Source organism: Acinetobacter proteolyticus, assembly GCF_000367945.1.
Lineage (GTDB): Bacteria > Pseudomonadota > Gammaproteobacteria > Pseudomonadales > Moraxellaceae > Acinetobacter > Acinetobacter proteolyticus.
Genome location: NZ_KB849179.1, coordinates 897,175 through 915,291 on the forward strand (window position 1 = coordinate 897,175; position 18,117 = coordinate 915,291).

The following is an 18,117-nucleotide window of genomic DNA, read 5'->3' on the forward strand; positions in this document are numbered from 1 at the left end:
GATAGTAAATACTTCCAGTTTTTAATATGTTTACATTCTTATAACGAATCAGTTTTGTATGTTTCAAATTTTCAATCTTGCCACTTGACTTTAAAGTTAGCTTTAATCTTATAGTGATCTCAAAGGTGATAAATACGCGAGTTTAAGCTTAGACCTTCAAGTAGTTGGGGCAATATATAGGTTAACCAATATGAATAGCGATAAACAGTTTACTGAAATTGAATTTGGGCAACAAAAGGTCAAAGTACCCAAGGGTGGCTACTATGATCGTTTTAGAATGAATCCTGATCTAGATATAGTCGCTCAAGATCCTGCGGTAAGTAATATTGATTTCTTCCGCAAAACGCCTAAAAAATTAGTTGAATCCAGAGTCGGTGCTGTTTGGGCCCCCAATTTTTATTACCGTAGCGCTAATGTTCAAGTGTTAATGTTAGCACCACTCAAACAACTCAAGAAAAAATTGCCAGCTTCTTTAGAACCGCTACAGGCTTTTCCCGGTTACGGACTGGTGGCACTCACTTTCTTTACCTATTCCGTTTGTGATAATGACCCCTATAACGAAGTTTCAATCGCAATTGTGGTGCGTAAACCCAATGCGCATGGTTCTCATGCACTAGAACTCGCAAACTCGATTCGACAACGTCATTTTTACGCACATGTTTTAGCGCTACCTGTTGATACTGAAATAGCACGGGTACGTGGTGTTTATGGCTATCAACTACCTAAATGGTTGACTGAAATTAATGTCGACATTAACCCGATCGAGGTCAATGCCAATCTAACTGATCGTACTGGAAAAATGGATTTAAGCCTCACGGCCTCAACGCCAAATTTAAAGCAAGTAAAATCAGAATCACGTATCAGCCAAGCAACCATGCTACATCTGGTGGATGGCAAATGGCATCAAACACAAGTGCAATCGAATCTCTTATCTTTCGGACAAAAGCTTTTACCAAGAAAAATCAAATTAGCTCGTCATGGCGGACCTTTAAGCCAATTATTGGACGAACTTGGCGCATCAAAAATTCTTCGTTTAGATGTAATTCAAGATGCACAAGTTATCCTTCATTTACCTAGCGCACTTTAATATTCAATTGATCGAACAGTTAAGGAAAAACAAGCAATGGCAAAATTAAATTATGATCTTGTGGTCTTCGGAGCCACCAGCTTTGTCGGCCAAATTTTGACTAAATATCTGGCCGAATATTTTGCTTCTCAAAAAGAGCAACTGCGTTGGGCGATCGCGGGCCGTTCACAACAAAAACTACAACAAGTGAAAGATACCTTAGGTACAGTTGGAGAAGCTGTGCCGATCTTGATTGCCGATGCCAATAGCAAAACCGAACTTGATGCGCTTTGTGCACAAACACGTGTAGTAGTCTCAACGGTTGGCCCATATGCTTTGTATGGTGAACCGTTAATTCAAGCCTGTGTGAATAACGGAACAGATTATTGTGATCTGACTGGCGAAACCCAGTGGATTAAACAAATGATCACGAAGTATGAAGCTCAAGCACAGCAATCAGGTGCGCGTATTGTACATTGTTGTGGTTTTGATTCGGTCCCATCCGATATGGGGGTTTATTTTCTACAACAACAAGCACAACAGCAGTTTAATGCACCAGCTACTCAAGTTTCCATGCGGGTTAAAACCCTAAAAGGTGGTGCATCTGGCGGTACAGTTGCAAGCTTGATTAATGTGGTGCAAGAAGCTGCTGCTGATCCAGCATTGCGTAAAGACCTACTTAATCCATACATTCTCTGCCCCGCAGATCATGGCAATACCCAAAGACAGATTTATATTAAAACTGCCAAATTCGACCCCGATTTCAATGCATGGATTGCACCTTTTGTCATGGCTGCAGTAAACGAGCGTGTGGTACAGCGTTCCAATGCCTTATCGGGGAATGCCTACGGTAACAACTTTAGTTATAACGAAGCCATCTTGACTGGCGAAGGGCTAAAAGGACGTTTAAAAGCCTTAACTGTCGTCTCTGGTCTTGGTACATTTATGCTCGCTGCGGTCAGTAAACCGATTAGCCAAGTGATGGAACGTTATCTATTACCAAAGCCGGGAGAAGGCCCTACTCCAGAGCAACAATTGGCAGGACGATTTGACTTACGTTTTGTGGGTAAAACCGATGCAGGACAAAGTTTAAAAATCAAAGTGACAGGCGACCGTGACCCAGGTTATGGCTCTACAGGAAAAATGTTGGGACAAGCGGCGTTGAGTCTTGCGATTGACCATGCCAAAGATGGCGAAAAACCGACGCCTCAAGGTGGCTTTTGGACACCTGCAACCATGTTTGATGATCGATTTATTCAACGTTTAACAGACCATGCCGGGCTCACATTTGAACAGATTTAAATGTTTATAGGTCCAATCATGGATTAACAAACACGTTTTTAAATAATGTTCAACATGTCAATAATATGATGAGTGGTTAGGAACTAAATCAATGAAATCTATTACCTTTAATGGTGCTGGTGGTCCAGAGGTCATTACCGTCAGTGAACGACCAATACCCGAGTTAACCAATGACGGTATCTTAATTGAAGTGGTTGCTGCTGGGATTAATGGTCCTGATGTCATGCAACGGCAAGGCCTATATGCACCACCACCTGGTGTTACCGATATTCCAGGGCTAGAAGTTTCTGGGATTGTGAAACAAGTCGGCCCATTGGTCACTAAATTTAAAGTTGGTGATGAAGTCTGTGCTTTGGTTCAAGGTGGTGGCTATGCCGAATATGTTGTTGCGCATCAAGACAATGTGCTATTTATTCCTGATGGCCTTACCTTGGTTGAAGCCGGTATTCTATTAGAAACCTTTATGACGGTTTGGTCGCATTTATTCCAGCATGCTCAATTTCGTCCGAATAGTTCGATTCTGATTCATGGTGGCACCTCTGGTATCGGGACAACGGCTACCATGCTGACCCGTGCTTTTGGTGCAACTCAAATCTTTACCACCGTTTCAAGTGCAGCGCATCAACAGGCCAGTATTGAGATTGGTGCAGATATTGCCATTAACTACAAGCAACAAGATTTTGTTGAGGAAGTTAAAAAGCATACCGATGGGAAAGGTGTCGACTTTGTACTGGATATTATTGCAGGTGATTATATTCAAAAGAACTATGAAGTCGCAGCCATGAACGGCACCATTTTACAAATTGGTGTACTGAAAGGACTAGCACAGAATCTGAATATCTTTCCAATGCTGGCAAAACGTCTGACCCATACAGGTGCAACCTTACGTTCTCAGTCGCCAGAAGCCAAAGCTCAGGTTATGGCTGCCCTGCAAGACAAAGTTTGGCCTTTAATTGCTAAAGGGCAGCTAAAACCATTGTTGTATCAAGCTTTTGATCTGGAAGATGCACTGCAAGCGCATACCCTGTTACAACAAGGTGAGCATGTAGGTAAGTTGGCACTCATTATTAAAAAGTCAGCGTAATAAAACATATCAGGCCTTAGAAATTAAGGCCTGATCTTCAAACTTAAAGCATAAGTCGCTTTCTTGCTGCGAGATACTCTCTTTCAAGCCGGCTCACCAATTCTTCGACTGAAATGGTGGCTTTGATTGCATTTAAACCTTGACCACATCCCCAAATATCACGCCATGGTTTGACCTTGTGCTGTGTACCATCTTCATTCGGTGTACTGAAATCCATATCTTTCAGATTACCTTCAGGTAAATTGGCTGGATCAAGCCCCGCTGCACGAATACTTGGCGCCAGATAGTTGCCATGTACGCCGGTAAATAGGTTGGAATAGACAATTTCATCTGAATTATGATCAACAATCGCCTGCTTATAAGCGTCCTCAGCATTGGCTTCATGTGTGGCAATAAATGCTGAACCAATATAAGCAAAGTCTGCTCCCATTGCCTGTGCCGCAAGAACCGCATCGCCAGTAGAAATCGCACCTGACAAAGCCAAAGGTCCATCAAACCATTCACGAATTTCCTGAATTAAAGGAAATGGGCTCTTCACGCCTGCATGGCCACCAGCACCTGCTGCAACTGCAATCAAACCATCCGCACCTTTTTCTATTGCCTTTTTGGCAAAGGTATTATTGATGACATCATGTAAAACGACACCACCATAACTATGTGTCGCATCATTGATCTCTGTTCGTGCACCTAGAGATGTAATCACAATCGGTACTTTGTATTTGACGATCAGTTCCATGTCATGTTCAAGACGATTATTACTTTTATGCACGATCTGGTTGATTGCAAAAGGGGCCGCAGGTCGATCTGGATGTAAGGCATTATGTTCAGCGATTCCTTCGGTAATTTCTTTCAGCCATTTTTCTAGCTTTTCGGCAGGCCGTGCATTCAATGCTGGCATCGAGCCAATCACACCTGCTTTACATTGAGCAAGAACCAACTTAGGTGTGCTAATAATAAACAGCGGCGAACCAATGATGGGGAGTCTCAGGTTTTTCATTAATTCTGGAATTTTTGACATTGCTTTTATCCTTTAGATACTCATTATTTCAAATAAATAAAGCCATTTTTAGAAATAAGAAGCATTTCACTTTTTTTAGATTCACTTCATCATATCCAGATAAAATAGTTTATGCAACAAGTTGCATAAAATTTAGATTCACATTCGCCTTCCAATAAAAACAACAAATCAGTTGAATGAAAAACTTGTTATTTAATTAAATATCAACATATTAACAATCAATCTAACTTAATTTTAATCAACAAATATTCTTACCTCTCGTGGTCATGCCTTAAATCAATAGGAAATCTTTTACTTCGCTGCCATAGGATCCCCTTTTTCATCAGCATGATTAAATAAGAATCGTTACCAACAATATCAATGCACTCGCTCTTAAAGATGATATGCTTCGTTAATTTTTGGTTCTTTTATCAATCTCCTGGAGCTATTTTATGAGCGCGATGACAAAAAGATTACAACAGATGCGTTTCGCTTCTGTTCTCGAAGCCGTCACTTTATTGCTGTTATTTCTCGTGGCGATTCCGCTCAAGTATGCATTTGATTTACCAATAGCAACAAAGATCATGGGCCCAATTCACGGTCTGGCATTTTTATTCTATCTTTGGAACTTGGTTCGTACAGCTTCGCTTTGGTCAGGAATGGAATTGCTTCGATTATTCGTGCTTGCCTTTATTCCATTTGGTGGCTTCTTGAACGAAAAATACATCGCACAGCGTCAAGCCAAGCTATAAATCTCAATTTCACATACTTAAAAGAAGGGAAATCTGTTGATTTCCTTTTTTATTTTTCCAAGAATAAAAAAACTATTCATACCTGATCAATGCATGATTTCACATTGGGTTCACATTCCAAATTTTAATATATTTTTAAAAGGAGTGAGATCATCAATATGAATGTTATAAAAAAACTGGCTATCTCAACACTAAGCCTACTCTCCTTGGTGGCTTGTAAAAGCACGCCCAATTACACACATGACTATGAACAGGCCGACCAAGAAATTATTGGAATTACCTTAAATGATATGCAAGCTCAAATGATTGGTCAGAATTTTGTTTCTGCATTTAATAGCATGGGTACAGTCAATTTTCTAAAAAATGCAAGCCAGCTCTATGCTGATAATTTATATATCAATGACACGCTTTCTCAATTCTCAACTAAAAATGAGCTCATAAAGCATTTTGCAGGGATGAATGAGCATGTCAGTAAGGTATCGGTAAAATTAATCAGTGCAACCCATAAAAATGACTCGGCCTATATTCATTGGCAGATGAACTATGATTTTAAAATGTTCGGTCGAACAAAAACCATGTCTTCCTATGGCATTAGCCAAATCAAAGTGAATAGTAAAAATCTCATCATATTTCAACAAGACTATTGGGATCCTGCAAATGGTTTATATCGCTCTCTTCCATATATCGGAACAGGCTATTCTTTGCTTCTACCCTTTAAGAAATAGTCTAAGACTATCGCAAATAAGTGCAGAATAAACAATGAACAATATTTCATTATTAAAACAATTCAATAAAATTGAAGGTTTAGTTGTTTTGGCCTTAGTAGATGCTTTTGATGGTTCAATTTTAGAAACTATCGGTGATGAGTCTTTTAATTTTGATTTCGTGGTAACTGAAGATGTGAATCTATTTAATTACCAGAAAAAATTAATGGATGAAATTAGTCCTCATGATTTTCTGGAAAGTGTGCTCATGAGCACGGATCATCAATACCACATTATTACGCCACTAGAAACGAATCATTGTGTTTTCCTCTATGCAATTTTAGATCGTAAGCAAACCAATTTAGGTTATGCCAGCCATGAAATCCAAAAAGTTGAACGTAATCTCAACTTCTATATTTATTGAAAATATATAGAAATTAATCAATCTAAATAAACAGTAGTATCTAGGTGAAAAAATGAATAATTATTTGATGCGATTTGGATTCAGTTTTTTATGTTTAACTGCAAGTTTAGGCATGGCACATGCAAATATACAGAAATGCACAACTGCACCTCTGTTGGTTAGCTCAAAAAATATTGGTACAGTAACTTATTATGCCGACAATTGTCATCAGCATTGGGAAAGTCAAAATATCCGATTAGATTTTTCTTACGACCAAAATATTCCAGAATGGGCATTTAAAAAAGCAGCCAGCTATTATCTTAAAAAAAATGTTAGCGGCTTTTCCAATGAATCCGTATTAAACCAAATTACTGATCTGTATAAACCCGTAAAAAAAGGTGATCTATATTCTTTGGAATACAATTCAATCAACCAACGATTAAATCTCTCCCTTAATCAAAAAGTGTTAGGTTCAATCACAGACCGACAAGCCAATCAATATTTTAAAATCTGGTTTGGAAGCGCACCATTTAATGCTAAATTAAAGCAACAATTACTAAATCAATAACTAGATCCCATTATTATGAACAATCAATTTATTCTTATGGTTGAAGATCATTATGAACTTGCCGCCACAGTTTGTGAATTTCTAGAACAACATGGTTTCGTGGTGGATCATGCACGTAACCTCGATGCCGCCCGTAACTTTTTAAAAACACATCCGTATCATTTACTTTTACTGGATATCAATTTACCTGACGGCTCAGGGTATGACTTATGTGAATGGCTCAGAATTGATCAAGGCAAAGATATTCCTATTTTGATGTTAACCGCCAGAGATACACTCGATGACAAATTAAAAGGTTTTAGCGCAGGAACAGATGACTACCTCGTAAAACCTTTTGATTTTAATGAACTGGTCATGCGTGTACGTGCCCTGATTAAACGATCTCTCGGAGAAGTATCAAGCAGTAAAATTCAAATTCACGATCTAATTTTAGACAGTGCCACTCAAACCATAACACGTGCAGGTCAATTGATTGAACTTCCTCGGATTCAATTCAAATTGTTAAAAATTTTGATGAGAAATTCACCCAAAGTGATTAGCAAACAAGAAATTATTATCGAATTATGGGGTGATGAAGAGCCTGAGAGCGACGCATTACGTAGCCATATCTACAATTTGAGAAAGATGATTGATAAACCTTTTCAGGAAAAATTGATTCATACCATTTCTGGTGTAGGTCTAAAAGTTGCTTTGGATATGACAGCACATTAATTTATATATACGACGACGATTAAGCCTGTTGTATTCTCCAATTGCAGATGAGGATGTGTATTTAAATAATATTGTCGGTCAAATAGCTCAACTCGCCAACCTAACTGGGTACATAATTTTTTGACCAACTGTAAACCAATGCCGTGTCCTTTGGCAGTAAGTTGAAGTTGTGAACTATTTAACTCCTGAACTTTACAATCATTCGGCATTGCAATACCAATCCCATTATCAGCAATTAGAATACTATTTTTACGTTGAATGATATGAATATTAGTACCTTGAGAATAATTTAGTGCATTGCGTAAAATATTGCTCAACACCATTTTTGTCATGGACGGATAAACCCATCGTGCTGATTCCTCAGCATCATCTATAACAAAAATTTGCACGCCCTTGCCTAGACTGACAGGTTCCAACTCCCGGACTAAATCACTGATGATATTGGACAGCTTCACATGCTCTGCAGTCAATGTGTTGGTAGTATTGCGTGCAATTGCCAACAAGGTTTCAACCAGTAATTGCATATCGTCAATGGTATTCGAAATACGATGTAGTGATTTATCTTCGCCGTACTTAACCTGACATAGTTGCACATTGCCTTTTAAAATCGTCAATGGAGTCCGTAGCTCATGACTAACATCTCCTGTAAATTCGCGTTCTCGATTAATAAACTCACTCAATACTTGATGGTATTTTTCTAATGCTTGTTTTAAATATTCAGCTTCCATATTGCCATTGGTACTGATTCCTTGAAATGGAGATGCCTCTTTATGCTGATGTGCCCAATCAATATGTTCTAGCGCATTTGCTAAACGGGTAATTGGCGAAAAATAACGTTTGGCACGCCGATTTGACCACCATAAAATGCTATACAGCACAATTAGACTGAACATTAATGGCGCTAAACCGAACATCCAAACGATTTTATTGACATTGCTTTCACCAAAAACCAGTAGCACATGCTGCCCATTTCTCTCCCCATAAACGGTCATACGATCTTTGCCATCGACAAAAATTCGGTGAACACCTTGTTTTAATATTTGATTTTGAAATGCGACAGGAGGTTTTTCACTTTTCCAACGGTAGCCATATAAATTTTTAGTATCGGGTAAATCAGCATTCGGATTACGATCAACCCGCATCCAATAATGCTCCATTTCTTGTTCAAGTGCGGTTTTAAGTAATGAGCCTTTAATCACCCAGGCGCTGCAGGCAATCCCGATAATAATTGAAAGCGCAATCAGTCCGATCTGCAACCAATAATAACGATTAAACATCCGACTCAATGGACGGTTATTAGCCTCGCTATTATTGGTTTTAAACATAATCTCGCCTACTTAAAAACAGCTGTTTGTTTTAATTATACGACTTTCTTTTTGAACAGGAAGTGACCAACGATCCATTCTTGCCCCTGCTCGAATCCAAACAACTCAGCACAAGCCATAAAAAAGATACGCCAGCGCTGCCACCACGCCGCCGCATCTTGTGCATATACTTCTTTAAAAAGTGGTTTTAACTGTTCAGCGTTACGATCCATATTTTCTAGCCATGCATTTGCTGTTTTTTCATAATGAGTTCCAGACCACTGCCAATGTTGCGACAATTCCAGATGCTCTTGAAAGTGTAAAAACGTTGAACTTGCAGGCATCAGTCCACCTGTAAAGAAGTATCGAGACATCCAGTCATATTCACTTTTTATTTCAAAAGGATAATGCAAAAAACGATGACAGAAAATATGACACCATAACAGTCCATCCGCTTTGAGCCACGATTGGATTTTCTCAAAAAGTTTTTGGTAGTTCCTAACGTGTTCAAACATTTCGACTGAAACAACACGATCAAATGCGTTTTGCTCCAATTCCAGTACATTGACATCACAGGTAATAACTTCGATATTCGTTAAACCATATTTTTCAGCTTTGGCCAGAATATGCTGACGTTGCGTCGCTGAATTGGAAACAGCCGTAATTTTTGCATTTGGATAACGCTCTGCCATCCACAGCGTAAATGAACCCCAGCCACATCCTAATTCCAGAATATGTTGCCCGTCATTTAACTGGGCACGATCGCTATAAATCTGTAATGCGAACTCCTCAGCTTCATCTAATCCAGTTCGTTCATGTGGAAAGAAACAGGCACTATATTTAAGTCTTTTTCCTAAAACCGCCTCAAAAAAAGCCGTGGGCAATTCATAATGTTGCTCATTGGCCTTATCGGTTTCAATTGCAATTTGGCTGTGCTTCAACATATTGAGCACATCCATATAACGTTGAGCGCCTTGTTCGGGATCATAACGACCTTCTTGAATCAAACGCTTCTTACTGAGTGCTCGAATTGCAGCACGAATCGTCTGATCAGGTACCAAACCACTTTCAACAAGTTTTAATGATTGATTAATAATAAAGTCCATGTGCGTACCTACTCTTTTGGTTTCCACGGAATAAACATTGAAGTTCGTTTTTTATAATCGAGATAATTTTGACCTCGATTTTTTAATGCTTGTTGTTCACTAAATGGAATACCGGTGATGTAATACAAAAATAGCCACATCATGATTGGATATATCCATAGACTGTATAACCCTGCTGCCAGTCCGATTATTGGATATGCAAACCAATGTATCCATTCAAAAAAATAGTTGGGATGCCGCGAATAACGCCACAATCCTTGATCCATGGTCTTGCCATCGTTCTGCTTTTGTTGTTTGAAATGAAATAATTGTTGATCCGCGATCACCTCGCCTAGAAATGCAATCAGCATAACGATCCCCGCAATGATCAAAAAAACATGGGTTTGTGGACTCCAAACAGAGCTTGGTACATGAAGCAAACTCCACATCGGGATGCTAAATAAGATTGCCAAACCTGCTTGAAACATGAAAAAAACATAGAAACCAATATGTTGATATTTCCCCATTGCACGACGCATATTGGCATATCGGCGATCTTCTGCTGATTCCGCTCGATACCGACGCCATAAATGCCAACTTAAACGTAAAAACCAAATTGAGCTGAATACGCCAATAAACAATCTGACATTTATCAATGCATCATTCACTAACCATGCAGTTATTAGAATATTCAGCGCTATGCAAAAACTCCAAGCAACATCAACGATCCCAGCACGGTGATTGTAGGCTGCCCATAACCAACAACCTGTCATTAACACAGAATCAAGTAAAAACAATTGCCACAACATCACTGTCTCCTTGATGTGTTAAATCGTTGAATGATTAATAAGGGCTTGCTTCAAATAAAAGCTGCACATCGCTAATGACCCCTTCTTTAAAGCCGCCCTCGCAATAACACAAATAAAAGTCCCACATCCGAATAAAGTTTTCGTCAAAACCTAAGTCCAGCACTTGTGCTCTGGCATTTAAGAAACGTTCACGCCATTGATGAAGAGTTTCTGCATAACTTTGGCCAATATCCTCCAGATGCTTCAAGCGTAATTTATGTTTGGAAGCTGTTTGAGTTAACACACTGATCGATGGGATAAAACTACCTGGAAAAATATAGCGCTTAATATAATCTACGGTATTTAATGCTTTTTTATATCGAGCATCTTCAATTGTAATGGCCTGAATCAGCCCAAGACCATTTGGCTTTAATAAGGATCTACATTGATTAAAGTAACCAGATAAATATTGCTCACCAACAGCTTCAATCATTTCGATCGAAACTAACTTATCAAATTTACCCTCTAACAGCCGATAATCTTTAAGTTGAACATTAACTCGATGGCTTAAACCAACATCAGCAACTCTTTGGATTGCTTCATCATATTGCGCTTGTGAGATGGTAATCGTGGTCACTTTACAACCATAATGCTGAGCGGCATAGATCGCAAAGCCTCCCCAGCCACTGCCGATTTCAACCAGATGATCCATGGGTTTAAGCTGTAACTTTTGGCAGATCAAGTCTTTTTTATAATCGGAAGCTTGCTCTAGCGTCATTTCTTGGTGCTGATATACTGCACTGGAGTACATCATGGAAGAATCAAGAAATAATTTGAAAAATTCATTGCTTAAATCATAGTGCTCCGCAATATTTTTACGGCTGCCTGCCAACGAATTTTTGCGGGATCTATACCATGCTTTTAATAACAATTGGCTGGCTTGTGATATAAGGTTTTGATTGATCTTATCCAAAACGTCGCGATTTCTTGCCAATATCTGAATGAGTTCGACTAGATTTTCACTACTCCAATAGCCACGAATATAACCCTCCGCGGCACCAAGCACACCATTCTTAAAAATAAGATCAATTAGATCTTTGTGATGAATATCTACAGTTACTTCTAGATCAGAAATTTCACCGACAGTTCCATTCCATTCACCACGAAAGTGAATTTGTCCATGTCGAAGTTTCAGCAAGCTGCGTAAAATCAATGGAAGCGTGTCTTGTTCACCAAAAATTAGTGTTTTTATCATCTCGTTCTAAATCCTTATTCTTTTTGGGATGTCGATAAAATGGAACTTTTTTAAGCCATAGCCGAAATGCTTGTACATAAATTGAAGCTAACATTTTGAAAGGCTCAAACATATGCTGAATAGCATAACGATTAAGCTGTGAAGGAAGTGTGATGTGTGCTAATTCAAATTGCATGGTTGCATCAAAAATCAATTTTTGGCTTTGATAAAGCTGCATATGAATCACATTTTGAGTATTAGAGAAGTTAAATTTCCATTTGTATTGAATATCCATTGGCATAAATGGCGAGACATGAAAACTTTTCTCGAAATCAAACTCATAACTGTCATAAGAGCTATGCTTTTTCAGCTTCTGCTGGCAATCATGTACATAAACTTTATGCTCATTCCACGGTGTATTGGTTATCTCGCTCAGTATGAAGACAGGCTGTTTTTGACGATTTAAAATGAAATAGAACACAACCGAATTAAAACTAAAACCCAATGTTCGTGGTAAGGCCAAGACACGGATTTCTGATTGCGGAGTCAAAATCGTATTTGCTTGCTGCCATAATATTTTTGTTATTTTTTCTCGCAAATTACCGCTATAGCCTTTAAGGAAATCCTGATCAGATATATTGAGAATATTCCAATGGTTTGAAGAGCATAACCTTGATTGCTTGAGCTTTTCCACTATTTGATCTGGATCAAAGTATAAATAGCTTAATGTCGCCTCAAACTGATGAGGTTTGGGACTAAAACGGCGATGTCTGATTTTAGCTTTCGCAGTTGCAAGTTGAGCTTCCAACATTAATCAGCTCCCATATTCATCAACAATTGACATGAGATGATTTACGACTCGCTCAGCACTTCTTGCACCATCTTCGTGAAACCCCCATCCCCAATAGGCACCGCAAAATGAACTGCGGTTATTGCCATTTATTTCATGCCAACGAGACTGTGCCGCAATTGCATGTTGATTAAACACAGGATGCCGATATTGTCGTTCAATATAAATATGATCTTTGGCGATTGGCATATTTGGATTGAGGGTAGAAAAAACCTGCGTCTTGCAGTTCAAATTCTGCAAATTGTTCATCCAATAGCTAAATCCGTAATGAACGCTATCCTCCGAAGGCTCTTTTTGAGCTGTCACATGTACGTGCCAACTGGCCCACTGAGATTGGGATTTTGGCATGATTGATCTATCAGAATGGACAATCATTACATTATCTTGATAATCAAAGCAACCTAGTATGTCTTGCTCTTTCTCGGAAGGCTGTTTAAGCAACTTTAAAGTATCGTCGGCATGACTGGCAAAAATCACCCAATCAAATTGCTCCTGTCCATGCGCAGTTATCATTGAAATATGATTTTCACTTCTTATTACATGTTGTACTTCAGTTTTCTTCCAAATGAGCGTTGGGCATTCACGCTTAATCGCATAGATATAAGATGCTGATCCGCCTTTGACCGTTTGCCATTGTGGGCGATCTTTTAATTGCAACATTCGGTGATGCTGAAAAAAGCTCACCACAAACTTATACGGAATCTTACCAATCTGCTCCACAGGGCTTGACCAGAGTGCCCCACACATTGGATATAAGTGCTCATCTCTAAACACTTGTGAATAACCATGTTTATTGAGATATTCTTCAATGCTTAAATTTGTATCAAGTTCATCAACAGCAATCTCTTTATTTTCTCGATAAAAGCGAACTAAATCCGATAACATTAAGCGAAAGTTTTTATTTAGAAAATTTTGTGGTCTCGTTAATAACGACCATTTTTTTGAAGGATTATATTGTAGCCCCGTCACCTGATTATTAACTGAAAAACTCATATCGCTGTTCTGTGCTGGCACGCCAAGCTCAGCAAGCATCGCACTAAAGAGCGGATAGTTATACGCATTGAAAACAATAAAACCACTGTCTATTACAACCTTTTTTCGATCAATCCGAAATTCATGCGTATCGGTATGTCCGCCAAAATAGTTTTCTTTTTCAAAAATAGTGACTTGATGCTGTTTCGATAACTTCCACGCTGCATATAATCCAGATATTCCAGAGCCGACGATTGCAATTTTCATAAAACACCCCCGTCACTGTTCTTTTCTGTCTTATTTTTCAAACTGTCTAGATGGATTTTATGCGCATCATATATCCGTTGAGGTACAGGATTAATCGCCCATATGAGTCCACAAAAAGACATCGCTTTCAGAACATAATAAGTGATATCAATTTGCCACCAAAAGAAACCTTGCCGTGTACTGCCAGCATAATAATGATGATTGTTATGCCAACCTTCACCTAGAGTGATGATCGACAAAAACAGATTATTACGACTGTTGTCTTTGGTATCGAAATCTCTATGCCCATAAAGATGAGCCAGCGAATTAATACATAAAGTCGCATGAATCAATAACAGCGTTGAAACCACAAATCCCCAAACCAGCAACTGTGATCCTGAAGTACCCAAATTGGGATAAGCAAAGGCTAACCAATCGCCTATTAAATAAATCGCGAAAGCGGTTATTAAAACAATGACAAAACTAAAACGGTCTAACCAAACAATCTCAGGGAATTTTAGCCAATCTTTAATAATTTCTTTGCGAGTGGAAAAGTTCTGCTGATTCAAGAACCATCCAACATGGCTATACCAAAACCCATGTGTCGATGAATGTGGGTCGTGTTCTGTGTCGGTGAAACGATGGTGATAACGATGATGTGCCGTCCACCAGAGTGGGCCACGTTGCGCACTCATGGTTCCAATCAAAAGAAATATAAACTGTACTGAGCGTGATGTTTGAAATGTTTTATGTGATAAATACCGATGGAAGAATGCTGTAATTGCAAACATTCTAATCATATAGAAGAGAACCATAAACCAGACAGCGAACCATGAAACGCCCACCCAAAACACAGCTAAGCAAGCGATATGCAATAAAATAAACGGAATAATTCGCAACCATTGGATCTGAGTATCTTTGCTGGTTTTAGACGCTTCGAATTCTGTTAATTCAGAAGAATGTGTAATTGACCAACTGTCTATCCATCCCAGAAAAAACTTTAACATTGATTGTTCCTAACCCATCTCTTCTTATGCTTATAATCTTAGTCAATTCGATATGAAATTTATGTGAAGCCCATAGCATTCAGGCCTAGCGCTTATTCTTTATGTTTGTGCAAAAATCTTAAAAAAATATTATTTTAGAAATTAATCTCTTATATCCCCTAGAGCACATTAATATAGCCTAAACTGAGTAGTTTAAAAGCTTAATGATCAACATTTTTAAATTGTTTTGATAACACACTTAAAGTTTTCATGTGTTTGCCATAACGGCGGCAAGAACGACAAGCGAATAAGTGCAATTGCAGATTGCTCTGTTCTCGTAACAGCAATGCTCTATCTTGTTTTTCAGATAATAATTGAGTGGCTTGGCGGCATGTCAACATGAGCAATCCTCCTGCAATAACCATTTGTTTTCTAAGCATTCACGTAATCGTGTTCTGCTGCGATACATCAATACATTAAAATGTGAAACCGTCAGTTCCAGCTTTTCACAAATTTCATTGGAACTCAGCTCGATCACCTCACGCAACATAAATACCTGTGCATATTTGGCAGGTAAATGATTGAGACAGGCATCAAAAATAATCCAGAAATCTTGTTGTTCCATCATTTCTTCAGGGCTTTGCCATGCTTGCGGCGCTTCATATTTATGCCAATGTCCAGAAGCATCAAATAGCTCATCTATACTCAGCTCACTTTCTTCATCCTTAAACAATTCACTCATGCTGACTAAACGAGATTTCTGTCGAATTAAATCAATAATTTTATTTTTTAGAATGGCAAACACCCAGGTTTTAAAAGCCGCCCGTCCTGTAAATGAGTCTAGATATTGAAACGCGCTAGTCAGTGCTTCCTGAACTACATCCTCAGCTTGCTGTATTGAAGACAGCTGTAAAATTGCAAATTTTAGCATCTGTTGTCTTAAATCTTGTAAAAAAGCAGGATTGTGCAACTGATGGAATAGATCATCGTGATTTGTTGCTGAAGCTGAACTCATCCCTGTATCTCATCATTATTATGAGGAATATGAATTAATCTTAACCGAGTTAATAAAGCTTTTAACGAATAAATTTGTGTTTGAATTTCTTGCTGAGAAAATTCAGGGAGTGCTGATTGGGTCAGTTGATAAAGATCTGATCCAGTTACATTACGTTGATTCATCTGTTCGATGAGCATCGCGAATAAAGGTGATAAAGGTTCAACACAGACCTGATCTAGATCATCTCGCCATACCATAATCGCGCTTGGCACGGGTTCCACTTGTTCAAGCCTCATTGTCATTGTCCAGCTATAAACAGGATATTGATAGGCCAATACCCAAACTTGGGTGGTCAATTGCCAGTCTTGGTCTTCTACCAGAATAGGTGTTTCGATTTCGACTGTATCTAAATACAGTTCTAGCCATTCATACTGCAATAGCTCTGCTAACCAAGGATACTGTTGTAATATCGGATGCTGTTGTTCGGTGAAGTATTCTCGAAACTGCAAGGAAATATCATTGTATAACGGCGACTGACATTGTGATTTTTGAAAAAATTCTGCCAATAAGTTCTGCCACTGCTGTTGAGGTAACATGGCTTGTGCGACTGGAAAGACCAAATTGATAAATGAACAGATGTTATTAAACAGCAGGTCACGATAAACCTGCATACGATGAACAGCAAAGTTTTGTGGTGGCTCTAACTCGGGATCACGTATCCAATCACAGAACTGTCGCTGCGTAGTCTGAAAGGATATTGGCTTTGCCTTCATCACGACCCTCCTGTTGCATATTTTTGATATGGGTCAATTCATTTTGTAACTGTTGCCAAGATGGAATATTAAAGTCTCGTTCCAGTAACGTTGGTTTAACTCCACAAATTTGATAGCTATATTGTAAGAGCTGCCAAACAGGATCACTGATTGCTGCGCCATGTGTATCGATCAATAGGTTTTTTTCAACTTGTTCATGGCCAGCAACATGTAAGTAACTAATCCTGTCTTTGGGCATCGCATCAATAAAAGCATAGGCATCACTGCCATGATTAATGCTATTTACATAGACATTATTCACATCCAATAGCAATTCACAGTCTGCCTTGAGCAATACTTCACGTACAAATTCAGCTTCACGCATTTCTGCATTGGGCATTAAATAGGTGGAGACATTTTCAATCACCAATCTCTGCCCTAATATATCCTGCACCCGTAAAATACGTTCTGCCACATAATTCGCAGCTGCTTCGGTCATAGGAATCGGTAATAGATCATATAAGTAACCACCATCATGGGTATAGCTTAAATGTTCTGAGTAAATTTGGACTTTATAGTGTTGTAGAAATTTTTTAACCTGCTGGATAAACTCCAGATTCAAAGCATGTGGTCCGCCAATGGATAAAGACAATCCATGACAAATTAAAGGTGCTTTCTCAACACATTGGGCTAGAAGTTTGGCATGCCGACCACCAAAGCCCATCCAGTTTTCAGGAGCAACCTCAATAAAATCTGGATGAGTATCGGCATTTAAAAACCCATCAATAAACTCACGTCTTAGGCCCAGACCTACACCAGCCAATTCAGCCATGCTTAAACTCCTATGATTAGAATGATGCCGATCTAGGTTTTAAATCGACATCATCCATGATTGAAGGGATTATTTAGCCCCACACTTGCCGTCAGCCACTTTTTTATCCGCACCACATTTTGCTTCAGCAGCTTTCTTGGCTGCGCCACACTTCGCGTCTGCTGCTTTTTTTGCTGCACCGCATTTAGCTTCAGCAGATTTTTGCTGTTGTTTAGCTTTATTGGCACCACATTTCGCTTCACCACATTTTCCATCAGCAGCTTTGCTTGCATGGGCCTCTGTCGTCGTTGTCGTTGCTGCAACAGCCACTTGGGTCACGCCAGCAACAGATAATGCCAATAACGCTGCAACTGAAGTCATCGAATTAAGTTTGCTCATTTTTCTATTCCTTTTAAGGTAAATGCTCGGTTTGTACAAAGGTACATAAAGTTAGACGGCGTAAATCTCGATTTATTACAGTGCAAATAAAAAAAAATTATGTAAG

Annotated in this window: 21 protein-coding genes; 8 read left to right on the forward strand and 13 right to left on the reverse strand. The window is 38.9% G+C overall.

Annotated features, from left to right (window positions below):
- Nucleotides 1-190: 190 nt before the first annotated feature.
- The 3 genes from F993_RS12640 to F993_RS12630 all read left to right on the forward strand — a co-directional run bounded on the left by F993_RS12640 (nt 191) and on the right by F993_RS12630 (nt 3,452).
- Nucleotides 191-1,087 (forward strand): hypothetical protein, encoded by an 897-nt coding sequence (locus F993_RS12640; RefSeq protein WP_004653531.1) that lies wholly within the window; start codon nt 191-193, stop codon nt 1,085-1,087.
- 36 nt (nt 1,088-1,123) lie between these two features.
- Nucleotides 1,124-2,368 carry a saccharopine dehydrogenase family protein gene (locus F993_RS12635; protein WP_004653532.1) on the forward strand — a complete coding sequence of 415 codons (1,245 nt, stop codon included), beginning with the start codon at nt 1,124-1,126 and terminating at the stop codon, nt 2,366-2,368.
- A 91-nt stretch (nt 2,369-2,459) separates the two neighbouring features.
- Nucleotides 2,460-3,452, forward strand: coding sequence for an NAD(P)H-quinone oxidoreductase (locus tag F993_RS12630; protein ID WP_004653534.1), 993 nt, complete (start codon nt 2,460-2,462; stop codon nt 3,450-3,452).
- Between the two features lie 43 nt (nt 3,453-3,495).
- Here the strand turns inward: F993_RS12630 and F993_RS12625 are convergent, their stop codons facing one another.
- On the reverse strand, nt 3,496-4,470 hold the full coding sequence (locus tag F993_RS12625; protein WP_004653535.1) for an NAD(P)H-dependent flavin oxidoreductase: 975 nt from the start codon (nt 4,468-4,470) through the stop codon (nt 3,496-3,498).
- Between the two features lie 431 nt (nt 4,471-4,901).
- Between F993_RS12625 and F993_RS12620 the strand changes: the two genes are divergently transcribed.
- From F993_RS12620 to F993_RS12600, 5 genes are all read left to right on the forward strand, one after another.
- Entirely contained in the window at nt 4,902-5,201 is a 300-nt protein-coding gene (locus F993_RS12620) for a DUF3817 domain-containing protein (RefSeq protein WP_004653536.1), read from the forward strand.
- Nucleotides 5,202-5,359: 158 nt separating this feature from the next.
- On the forward strand, nt 5,360-5,926 hold the full coding sequence (locus tag F993_RS12615) for a nuclear transport factor 2 family protein (RefSeq protein WP_004653537.1): 567 nt from the start codon (nt 5,360-5,362) through the stop codon (nt 5,924-5,926).
- A 34-nt stretch (nt 5,927-5,960) separates the two neighbouring features.
- Nucleotides 5,961-6,329 carry a hypothetical protein gene (locus tag F993_RS12610; protein ID WP_004653538.1) on the forward strand — a complete coding sequence of 123 codons (369 nt, stop codon included), beginning with the start codon at nt 5,961-5,963 and terminating at the stop codon, nt 6,327-6,329.
- 52 nt (nt 6,330-6,381) lie between these two features.
- On the forward strand, nt 6,382-6,876 hold the full coding sequence (locus F993_RS12605; RefSeq protein ID WP_004653539.1) for a chalcone isomerase family protein: 495 nt from the start codon (nt 6,382-6,384) through the stop codon (nt 6,874-6,876).
- Nucleotides 6,877-6,891: 15 nt separating this feature from the next.
- Nucleotides 6,892-7,587 carry a response regulator transcription factor gene (locus F993_RS12600; RefSeq protein ID WP_004653540.1) on the forward strand — a complete coding sequence of 232 codons (696 nt, stop codon included), beginning with the start codon at nt 6,892-6,894 and terminating at the stop codon, nt 7,585-7,587.
- Here the strand turns inward: F993_RS12600 and F993_RS12595 are convergent.
- From F993_RS12595 to F993_RS12540, 12 genes are all read right to left on the reverse strand, one after another.
- Entirely contained in the window at nt 7,584-8,912 is a 1,329-nt protein-coding gene (locus F993_RS12595; RefSeq protein WP_004653541.1) for a sensor histidine kinase, read from the reverse strand. The genes F993_RS12600 and F993_RS12595 overlap by 4 nt on opposite strands.
- Before the next feature lie 35 nt (nt 8,913-8,947).
- The gene (locus F993_RS12590; protein ID WP_004653542.1) at nt 8,948-9,997 is read right to left on the reverse strand and encodes an SAM-dependent methyltransferase; all 1,050 of its coding nucleotides are present in this window, start codon (nt 9,995-9,997) and stop codon (nt 8,948-8,950) included.
- Nucleotides 9,998-10,005: 8 nt separating this feature from the next.
- Nucleotides 10,006-10,785, reverse strand: coding sequence for a DUF1295 domain-containing protein (locus F993_RS12585; protein ID WP_004653543.1), 780 nt, complete (start codon nt 10,783-10,785; stop codon nt 10,006-10,008).
- Between the two features lie 34 nt (nt 10,786-10,819).
- Nucleotides 10,820-12,019: an SAM-dependent methyltransferase gene (locus tag F993_RS12580; protein WP_004653544.1), complete on the reverse strand. Its 1,200-nt coding sequence runs from the start codon at nt 12,017-12,019 to the stop codon at nt 10,820-10,822.
- Nucleotides 11,994-12,809: a DUF1365 domain-containing protein gene (locus F993_RS12575; protein ID WP_004653545.1), complete on the reverse strand. Its 816-nt coding sequence runs from the start codon at nt 12,807-12,809 to the stop codon at nt 11,994-11,996. The genes F993_RS12580 and F993_RS12575 overlap by 26 nt, the downstream gene beginning before the upstream one ends.
- 3 nt (nt 12,810-12,812) lie before the next feature.
- Entirely contained in the window at nt 12,813-14,087 is a 1,275-nt protein-coding gene (locus F993_RS12570; RefSeq protein WP_004653546.1) for an NAD(P)/FAD-dependent oxidoreductase, read from the reverse strand.
- Nucleotides 14,084-15,073 carry an acyl-CoA desaturase gene (locus F993_RS12565; protein WP_004653548.1) on the reverse strand — a complete coding sequence of 330 codons (990 nt, stop codon included), beginning with the start codon at nt 15,071-15,073 and terminating at the stop codon, nt 14,084-14,086. Before F993_RS12565 ends, F993_RS12570 begins: the two co-directional genes overlap by 4 nt.
- Before the next feature lie 200 nt (nt 15,074-15,273).
- Nucleotides 15,274-15,453 (reverse strand): zf-HC2 domain-containing protein, encoded by a 180-nt coding sequence (locus tag F993_RS12560; RefSeq protein ID WP_004653549.1) that lies wholly within the window; start codon nt 15,451-15,453, stop codon nt 15,274-15,276.
- Complete coding sequence (locus F993_RS12555; RefSeq protein ID WP_004653550.1) at nt 15,447-16,067, reverse strand: RNA polymerase factor sigma-70; 621 nt, start codon at nt 16,065-16,067, stop codon at nt 15,447-15,449. Before F993_RS12555 ends, F993_RS12560 begins: the two co-directional genes overlap by 7 nt.
- Entirely contained in the window at nt 16,064-16,822 is a 759-nt protein-coding gene (locus F993_RS12550) for an HvfC family RiPP maturation protein (RefSeq protein WP_004653551.1), read from the reverse strand. The genes F993_RS12555 and F993_RS12550 overlap by 4 nt, the downstream gene beginning before the upstream one ends.
- Nucleotides 16,773-17,633, reverse strand: coding sequence for an HvfB family MNIO-type RiPP peptide maturase (locus F993_RS12545; protein WP_004653552.1), 861 nt, complete (start codon nt 17,631-17,633; stop codon nt 16,773-16,775). Before F993_RS12545 ends, F993_RS12550 begins: the two co-directional genes overlap by 50 nt.
- A 69-nt stretch (nt 17,634-17,702) precedes the next feature.
- Nucleotides 17,703-18,011, reverse strand: a complete 309-nt coding sequence (locus F993_RS12540) for an HvfA family oxazolone/thioamide-modified RiPP metallophore (RefSeq protein WP_004653553.1) — start codon at nt 18,009-18,011, stop codon at nt 17,703-17,705.
- Between the last annotated feature and the right edge of the window lie 106 nt (nt 18,012-18,117).

Coding starts and splice junctions, on each gene's coding strand:
- F993_RS12590 (WP_004653542.1), bottom strand. CDS start 9,997: ATGGACTTTATTATTAATCAATCATTAAAACTTGTTGAAAGTGGTTTG.
- F993_RS12620 (WP_004653536.1), top strand. CDS start 4,902: ATGAGCGCGATGACAAAAAGATTACAACAGATGCGTTTCGCTTCTGTT.
- F993_RS12610 (WP_004653538.1), top strand. CDS start 5,961: ATGAACAATATTTCATTATTAAAACAATTCAATAAAATTGAAGGTTTA.
- F993_RS12565 (WP_004653548.1), bottom strand. CDS start 15,073: ATGTTAAAGTTTTTTCTGGGATGGATAGACAGTTGGTCAATTACACAT.
- F993_RS12540 (WP_004653553.1), bottom strand. CDS start 18,011: ATGAGCAAACTTAATTCGATGACTTCAGTTGCAGCGTTATTGGCATTA.
- F993_RS12550 (WP_004653551.1), bottom strand. CDS start 16,822: ATGAAGGCAAAGCCAATATCCTTTCAGACTACGCAGCGACAGTTCTGT.
- F993_RS12545 (WP_004653552.1), bottom strand. CDS start 17,633: ATGGCTGAATTGGCTGGTGTAGGTCTGGGCCTAAGACGTGAGTTTATT.
- F993_RS12580 (WP_004653544.1), bottom strand. CDS start 12,019: ATGATAAAAACACTAATTTTTGGTGAACAAGACACGCTTCCATTGATT.
- F993_RS12605 (WP_004653539.1), top strand. CDS start 6,382: ATGAATAATTATTTGATGCGATTTGGATTCAGTTTTTTATGTTTAACT.
- F993_RS12635 (WP_004653532.1), top strand. CDS start 1,124: ATGGCAAAATTAAATTATGATCTTGTGGTCTTCGGAGCCACCAGCTTT.
- F993_RS12600 (WP_004653540.1), top strand. CDS start 6,892: ATGAACAATCAATTTATTCTTATGGTTGAAGATCATTATGAACTTGCC.
- F993_RS12630 (WP_004653534.1), top strand. CDS start 2,460: ATGAAATCTATTACCTTTAATGGTGCTGGTGGTCCAGAGGTCATTACC.
- F993_RS12560 (WP_004653549.1), bottom strand. CDS start 15,453: ATGTTGACATGCCGCCAAGCCACTCAATTATTATCTGAAAAACAAGAT.
- F993_RS12615 (WP_004653537.1), top strand. CDS start 5,360: ATGAATGTTATAAAAAAACTGGCTATCTCAACACTAAGCCTACTCTCC.
- F993_RS12625 (WP_004653535.1), bottom strand. CDS start 4,470: ATGTCAAAAATTCCAGAATTAATGAAAAACCTGAGACTCCCCATCATT.
- F993_RS12575 (WP_004653545.1), bottom strand. CDS start 12,809: ATGTTGGAAGCTCAACTTGCAACTGCGAAAGCTAAAATCAGACATCGC.
- F993_RS12570 (WP_004653546.1), bottom strand. CDS start 14,087: ATGAAAATTGCAATCGTCGGCTCTGGAATATCTGGATTATATGCAGCG.
- F993_RS12555 (WP_004653550.1), bottom strand. CDS start 16,067: ATGAGTTCAGCTTCAGCAACAAATCACGATGATCTATTCCATCAGTTG.
- F993_RS12640 (WP_004653531.1), top strand. CDS start 191: ATGAATAGCGATAAACAGTTTACTGAAATTGAATTTGGGCAACAAAAG.
- F993_RS12595 (WP_004653541.1), bottom strand. CDS start 8,912: ATGTTTAAAACCAATAATAGCGAGGCTAATAACCGTCCATTGAGTCGG.
- F993_RS12585 (WP_004653543.1), bottom strand. CDS start 10,785: ATGTTGTGGCAATTGTTTTTACTTGATTCTGTGTTAATGACAGGTTGT.